This window comes from Limosilactobacillus gastricus DSM 16045, assembly GCF_001434365.1.
GTDB lineage: Bacteria > Bacillota > Bacilli > Lactobacillales > Lactobacillaceae > Limosilactobacillus > Limosilactobacillus gastricus.
Map to the genome: position 1 here is coordinate 35,004 of NZ_AZFN01000020.1, position 6,748 is coordinate 41,751.

Here is a 6,748-nt window from a genome sequence, read left to right on the forward strand (position 1 = left end):
AAAATTAAATCATATTTAATGTTTAATTTACTGGAGGATTTTCATGGAATGGACTCGTGAACAGCGCTATCGACCTTATGACCAACATAGCGCTCTAGAACTTCTAAAATTACAGCGACAAGCTGACAATTCACCTGAACAATTGAAATATCACATTCGTCCGACATCCGGATTATTAAATGACCCCAACGGTTTCTCCTACTTTAACAAGGAATGGCATGTTTTTTACCAGTCATTTCCTTTTGGAGCCACCCATGGTTTGAAATCTTGGATGCACATGACATCACCCGACCTAGTTCATTGGCGCAGCCATGGACTTGCTCTAGCTCCTGATACTGAATATGACAGTCATGGGGCTTATTCGGGATCTGCTCGGGTGGTAAATGGACGGCTCTGCCTTATGTATACTGGTAATCACCGCGATGATGATTGGGTTCGGACCCCCTATCAACTAGGTGCTTGGATGGACCATAATTACCAAGTCACGAAATTCGATCAACCATTATTCGTCAATCCATCGACCATCACCGAACATTTTCGGGATCCTCAATTACTAGAACACGATGGTCGTTTTTATGCCATTATTGGTTCTCAAGATGCTGAAAACAAGCGTGGACACATCGATCTCTGGGAAAGTGATCAGCTTGAACACGGCTGGCATGAACTTGGTCACGTTGACCTGGGACAAGATGATCTAGGTTATATGGTTGAATGTCCAAACCTAATCACCGTGGATGGTCGTCAGGTAATGATCTTTTGTCCGCAAGGGTTAGACCCCCAAGTGGCACCGTACGACAATATCTACCCTGATATGTACTTAACGGCCGAAAGCTTTGATTACGATCACCCGGCTATGATTAATCCAGATGCGCACATGCAAAACCTGGACGATGGTTTTGATGTTTACGCTACTCAGGCCATGAATACGGCAGATGGGAAAGCTTATGCGATCTCATGGGTTGGTTTACCCGATTTAGAATATCCCACGGATAATCAAAACTGGGCTAATTGTATGAGCCAGGTGAAAGAACTCCACTACCATGATGGTCAACTCTATCAAAATCCGGTCCCGGCTATCCGTGATCTACGACAGACTGACCAAGCCATAAATATTGACGGTCAAGTCGAAACCATCAATCCTGAAGCTGGTCAACAATTCGAATTAAACCTTACCTTACCAGCCGATCAAACCGGTACCCTACATGTGGCTGCTAAGGAAGATTTGTCTAAGAGCGTCGCCATCAACTTTGATACGCAAGCTGGAAAATTAACCATTGATCGAGGTCATACCGATCAACCAACAAACCTCGACTACGGAACTAGTCGAACGGTTGATTTACCAGCCCATCAAGCCTTAAACCTTGATATTTTCGTTGATCATTCCCTCATAGAAGTCTTTATTAATGACGGGGCCAAGGTGATGACCTTGCGTTACTTTAACAACCAGGCCAATCAGCTGCTCGCTTTTGACCATCCTGTTCAAGCGACTGGAACTTGGTGGCCCTTATCAGATATGTAAAAAGTGAAGAGCGCATGCTCTTCACTTTTTTTGCTGGCGTTGTTGCCATTTTTTACTACCCTGGCGAATAAAATCATCCTCACCAGCAAACAGCTGCATGAGTACCATAAAATTATCCCATAGGACTCTTTTAAAATGTGTCCAGTTCTTTTTCATGCCCAATCCTCTCACCGGAATTCATTTAAGTTTCAAACTTATTTTACCATTGTCCAAATATATTCGTGATAAACTAATTTAATAGTCTAAAATGAAGGAAGAAAAAACCTTGCCAAAAAGCCCCTTTGAACGATCTCGGAATTCCGCTCAGGGGAGTGCAACTCCACATCGACTCCCCTATATTATCAGCGGTCTTTTTATTGTCATCGCAACAATTCTCGCATTTGTATTAACTAATCCATCTTTGCCACGCATCTCTTCGACTAGCCAAACAGCATCAAGTACTAGTACTAGTTCTAGTGCTAAATCGCAGTCAAGTCAAAAGACCACTTCGCCGATTACCAATCTAACATTATCAGTTCAATTACATCGTGCTTGGCGATCAGTAGCCAAAGCCAACCCGAATCAACGTGTTTCGATCGCCATCTATTCACCTACCACTAAAAATACCTACAGTTACACCAATAGTAAAAACCATAAATTTTATACCGCTAGTTCGGTGAAAGTTGATATCTTAGCCGCCGTGCTTCACAATCAAAATGGTAAATTAACTGATAGTGAGAAAAGTAGTGCTGAGGCCATGATCGTTAATTCTAATAATGACGCGGCCTCAATGTTTTATGGTAAAAATTATCTCAATCGTACCGGGCTCCAAGAAATGTTTACCGAATTAGGAATGACCAATTCAAAAGCTGGAAAAACTTTTGGAGTTACCACTACTACAGCAGCCGACCAATTACGGGTCCTTCGCCAAATCTTTTACTCATCATCTTATTTAAATGATGATTCTCAAGATTACATTAAGGACCTGATGTACAATGTGGAAGCCGACCAGCGTTGGGGAATCTCTGCTGGTAGTAAATCCTATTACAATAAAAACGGCTGGCTATACTACAATGCCAAAACTAAATGGATCATTAATAGTATTGGTCAGGTCACCCTTTCAAATGGTCAAAACTACGTCATTGCTATCTATACTGATAACAATGCCACGCAAGAAAATGGTGAAAACTTGGTTGAAGATTACGCCCAAGCTACGGCGGATGTGATGAAGAAACTTAACTAAAAAGAGTTGCCGATCGGCAACTCTTTTTTACTAGTATCTAGTTAACCTAATTTAGCGTTTTTTACTCGGTCTTCAANTACTAGTATCTAGTTAACCTAATTTAGCGTTTTTTACTCGGTCTTCAACTTATTAACGTAACCGTTAACCTCATCCTTTTGCGACTGGGTTACATAATAATCCTTTTCCAATTGAGCTAAGGAAACAGTTTTAGTAATACTTTCAACAGCACTCGGATAGTATTTATAGGTAACCGTATCGCCATCTAATTTGTAGTACATATAGCTAGATGCCGTCCCCCCTGCTGTTATATAGCTATAACCTTCGAGGTCACCAAAATCTGAACTCGCTACACCATACGTCATCTCTCCTTGGTTCACCCATTCCTTAAACCAATCTGGGCTATATAACAAAGCCACTAAAACACCAACCGTCTTGTCATCAACGGCCGTTGTTGTACTGCTACTTGAACTAGATGTTTGACTAGTCTTATCGGAACTAGTTGATGTCTTACTAGTAATACTTGAACTTATCTCAGTGGAGCTGGTATTTTGGCTAATCTTACTGGATCCTTTATTTCCACGAACAAAAAGGATTAATGCTAGTATTACTACAATGACAAGCAGTCCAGTAATCCACCATAATTTTTTTACTGATCGTCGACCGACATTTATTTTACCAGTTGATTGAGATTTACTTGGATTCACTACTGCACCACAATGGGTACAAAAAGCATCTCCCTCTGCCAGTTTCGTTCCACATTTCCGACAATATTTCATAATCTTCTTATCCCCAATTTCCATTTTATATTGATTATCAAATCCTAATTAATATATAGAAATATATACCAACGCTATTTTAAACTTCCACATTTTTGGCGTCAATATTACAAAATTCATTTAAAAAAAGAGTTGCCGAATGGCAACTCCTTTTAGTTGGTCTTCGCTTGATTAGCTTGGGCTTTTAGAGCCATTAAACGTTGCTGGGTCGCCTGGATCGAAGCAACCCGGAGACGGTTAGCCTCTTTTTGCAATGATGTCGCTTGCCCTCCCTGGTAGACGGAAAAGTCCCCAATTAAGTGAACGTCGATCAATTCCATTTCGTTCGCCACGTTAAATTGATCCTGAATCAAGTTCACGATGTATTTTAACAAGTCATTATAAATCTCTAAGCGGTGAAAGGATGGAGTTGGATGAACATCTGGGGCTTGTTTAAGTTGAAAGCCACAGAATTCTTCAAATTTTTTGATAATGGCAGTTAATTTTTCACCATAGGCCTCCTTAAATTGCGGAATTCCCTGCTGATTAATGGCAACATACTTATCAACTGCCAAAAATTCTAGGTTAATCCCTTGGGGGCCATGGGGCATTTGAATATTTCCATAATTTAGTTCGATATGAAATTGGACTAATTGTGCTTCCATCTTGTACCTCTTAAAATTTTAACCATACTAATGATAACAGTTTATCACAGATTAAGAACCATGCCTGGGCAAAACAAAGGGTTCCGATTAAATCTGATAAATGATGCGCTCGCAACACTAACCGTGAGCTGGCCACCAACAGCCACCACAAGATAGCTAGTAAAACAACCCACCAAGATGGCCAATAAAAAATTAATAGGTTCACTAAAAGTGTTAGTCCTAGGACATGTCCACTGGGAAAGCTAAAATCATCATCATGTGGCAAATGACCCACTGGTCGGGTACGACTAACTACTTTTTTGGTAATGATCCCAATTACATTGGCGATTCCCAGGACACCCAAAGTCCAGGTGGTCAACAGCCATTGCCCCTGTAATAACCACCATAAACTAATGGCAATGATCCAGGCTACCGTCAACCAAGGCTGGCCCCAAAAAGCCACTTGATGCCAGAACCGTTGATCTTGTTGATTAGTAACATGCAAAAAAGCCCATTGGTCAAGCCCTCGCCACCATTCTCGATTAATTCCGATCATCATGGTAAAAAAGCCAACCAATAAAACGACGATCACAACCCATGTTATCATCTGCATTCCTCATTCAATAATAGAACCCCGGAGGCTACCACGATCCTTCGAGGTTCATCATTCATAGCTCAGCTTAGTCGACCACGTGCCGCGTGAATGGATCATCACTAATGCCTTGAGCTAAGATCGCTTTACTCCATTCCTTGGCGGAGAACAAAGAGTGGTCCCGATAGTTCCCACAACTTTCAATGGTCGTTCCTGGAACATCTGACCATTCGATATCATTAGCAATCGCTGCTAATGATGATTTCAAGGCCTTGGCCACTTCAGTTGTCGAGTGTTCGCCCCACATAATTAAGTGGAAACCAGTCCGGCAACCAAATGGTGAACAATCAATCACCCCATCCATCCGGTCACGTAATAAGCCGGCCAAAAGATGTTCAATTGTATGCAAACCACCCGTTGGAATGGCTGTTTCGTTTGGTTGGGTCAGTCGTAGATCAAAGTTAGAAATCTTATCGCCCTTTGGCCCTTCTTCCACGGTAATTAATCGCACATAAGGAGCTTTTACTTTCGTATGATCTAATTCAAAACTTTCAACTTCGGTTTCAATTTTTGCCATAATGCATGATCCTTTCTAATTTCAATTCATGTTTTATTATACCGCATTTAAGCATTGCTTTTCGCAATTTTCCGCAGGGTCGCTTGCAGCTGGTCATGATTCATGACCTGATACTTCACCGACAGCTCCTTTGGCAATGTTTCTTGATGAATGTTGTACCAAAGACTGTCAATCCCAAACTGTTGTGCACCGGTCAAATCCGAAGCCACCCCATCAACAATCATTAAGGATCCCTGCTTCTGTAAGTGCTGTTGTTCAAACAGGGTCGCAAAAATCTGCGGGTCCGGTTTTTCAATTCCGACCTCACTTGAAATGATGATCGTATTGAAATAGGGTTTAATCCCTGACAATTCTAACCGTTGGGCTTGGGTCAACTTAGCCCCATTAGTAATCACATTCATTTCAAATCCTAATTCCTTGGCGAGCCGTAGCGTTTCCATCGCTCCTGGAAGTAATTGAGCTTGATGAGCTAATAAGTTTAGGTATTCTTGGTCAACTTCGGGGCCGATTTTGATCGCAAATTCCGCCCAAATAAAATCCTTAAAGCGGTTTTGAAAGAGCTGATCTTTAGTGAGTTCTCCACGTTCGGTCATCCGCCATAGCCCCTTATTATATTGTAAATAGCGTTGCCGCCGATCATCGGGTAACGACCACTGATGACGCCGGAATAATTCCGTAAGTGCTTGGTGTTCCCCAGCATCGAAATCAAATAAGGTATTATCCAAATCAAAAATTAAATTATCGTACTTCATATTGGTTGTCCCTTAAAATATTATCAACATTTTATCAAATTTTAAGCCATAACTAATGACCTTCTGCAATGAATCTCTTATAATAGAAAAGCTAAAAAATTCAAGGAGGTCGTCGAATGACGGAAACATATATTAGATTAGCTCAACCAGCTGATTTAGCTACCATCATGGGCATCATCGAGGATGCCCGCCAAACTTTAAAGGCGGCGGGTAGTACTCAGTGGCAGGGTGAATATCCTAATCAATCCACCATCAACGACGATTTAGCAGCGCACCACGCTTGGGTCTTAGTTCATCAAGAACAAGTAGTTGGTTATGCTGCTATGGTTATCGGACCCGACCCTTCGTATGAAAAAATTGATGGGTCCTGGAAAATCAATGATCAACCTTATGTAGCGATTCACCGGATTGCAGTGGAAAAATCCCATCAAGGAAAACACCTGGTGACGCCATTTATGCAACTCCTCATCCAAGAATCACTGAATGAAGGTATTTTAGATTATCGGATTGATACTGGTCTTAATAATGTCGTCATGCAGCACCTAATCACTAAATTAGGCTTTCAACAACGTGGCTACGTTAAGGTGCCAACTGACCTAATCGAACCTCGCCGGGTCGCCTATGAACTCAATCACTAATCCTATTAAGAAAAGGCTCCTCTGAAGTGAACCCTTAAAGTTGGACACT

The 6,748-nt window shown here is 41.5% G+C and carries 9 protein-coding genes; 3 read left to right on the top strand and 6 right to left on the bottom strand.

Annotation, left to right across the window (positions count from 1 at the left end):
* Window positions 1–43: 43 nt before the first annotated feature.
* Window positions 44–1,519 carry a sucrose-6-phosphate hydrolase gene (locus FC60_RS07265; RefSeq protein WP_056937756.1) on the top strand — a complete coding sequence of 492 codons (1,476 nt, stop codon included), beginning with the start codon at window positions 44–46 and terminating at the stop codon, window positions 1,517–1,519.
* Window positions 1,520–1,540: 21 nt separating this feature from the next.
* Here FC60_RS07265 and FC60_RS09765 read toward each other — a convergent pair whose 3' ends face one another.
* A complete protein-coding gene (locus tag FC60_RS09765) occupies window positions 1,541–1,675 on the bottom strand; it encodes a hypothetical protein (RefSeq protein WP_268871581.1) in 135 nt (44 codons plus the stop codon).
* Window positions 1,676–1,766: 91 nt separating this feature from the next.
* Here FC60_RS09765 and FC60_RS07270 point away from each other — a divergent pair, with 91 nt between their 5' ends.
* Window positions 1,767–2,741, top strand: coding sequence for a serine hydrolase (locus FC60_RS07270; protein WP_156399311.1), 975 nt, complete (start codon window positions 1,767–1,769; stop codon window positions 2,739–2,741).
* Window positions 2,742–2,851: 110 nt separating this feature from the next.
* Here FC60_RS07270 and FC60_RS07275 read toward each other — a convergent pair whose 3' ends face one another.
* The 5 genes from FC60_RS07275 to FC60_RS07295 all read right to left on the bottom strand — a co-directional run bounded on the left by FC60_RS07275 (window position 2,852) and on the right by FC60_RS07295 (window position 6,061).
* Window positions 2,852–3,541, bottom strand: a complete 690-nt coding sequence (locus tag FC60_RS07275) for an Lreu_0056 family protein (RefSeq protein ID WP_082601369.1) — start codon at window positions 3,539–3,541, stop codon at window positions 2,852–2,854.
* Between the two features lie 128 nt (window positions 3,542–3,669).
* Window positions 3,670–4,161: a hypothetical protein gene (locus FC60_RS07280; RefSeq protein ID WP_056937758.1), complete on the bottom strand. Its 492-nt coding sequence runs from the start codon at window positions 4,159–4,161 to the stop codon at window positions 3,670–3,672.
* 10 nt (window positions 4,162–4,171) lie between these two features.
* The gene (locus FC60_RS07285; RefSeq protein WP_056937759.1) at window positions 4,172–4,747 is read right to left on the bottom strand and encodes a phosphatase PAP2 family protein; all 576 of its coding nucleotides are present in this window, start codon (window positions 4,745–4,747) and stop codon (window positions 4,172–4,174) included.
* A gap of 73 nt (window positions 4,748–4,820) precedes the next feature.
* A complete protein-coding gene (locus FC60_RS07290) occupies window positions 4,821–5,309 on the bottom strand; it encodes an S-ribosylhomocysteine lyase (RefSeq protein ID WP_007122486.1) in 489 nt (162 codons plus the stop codon).
* Window positions 5,310–5,356: 47 nt separating this feature from the next.
* Window positions 5,357–6,061 carry a YjjG family noncanonical pyrimidine nucleotidase gene (locus tag FC60_RS07295; RefSeq protein WP_056937760.1) on the bottom strand — a complete coding sequence of 235 codons (705 nt, stop codon included), beginning with the start codon at window positions 6,059–6,061 and terminating at the stop codon, window positions 5,357–5,359.
* 116 nt (window positions 6,062–6,177) lie between these two features.
* Here FC60_RS07295 and FC60_RS07300 point away from each other — a divergent pair, with 116 nt between their 5' ends.
* The gene (locus FC60_RS07300) at window positions 6,178–6,699 is read left to right on the top strand and encodes a GNAT family N-acetyltransferase (protein WP_056937761.1); all 522 of its coding nucleotides are present in this window, start codon (window positions 6,178–6,180) and stop codon (window positions 6,697–6,699) included.
* Window positions 6,700–6,748 lie beyond the last annotated feature (49 nt).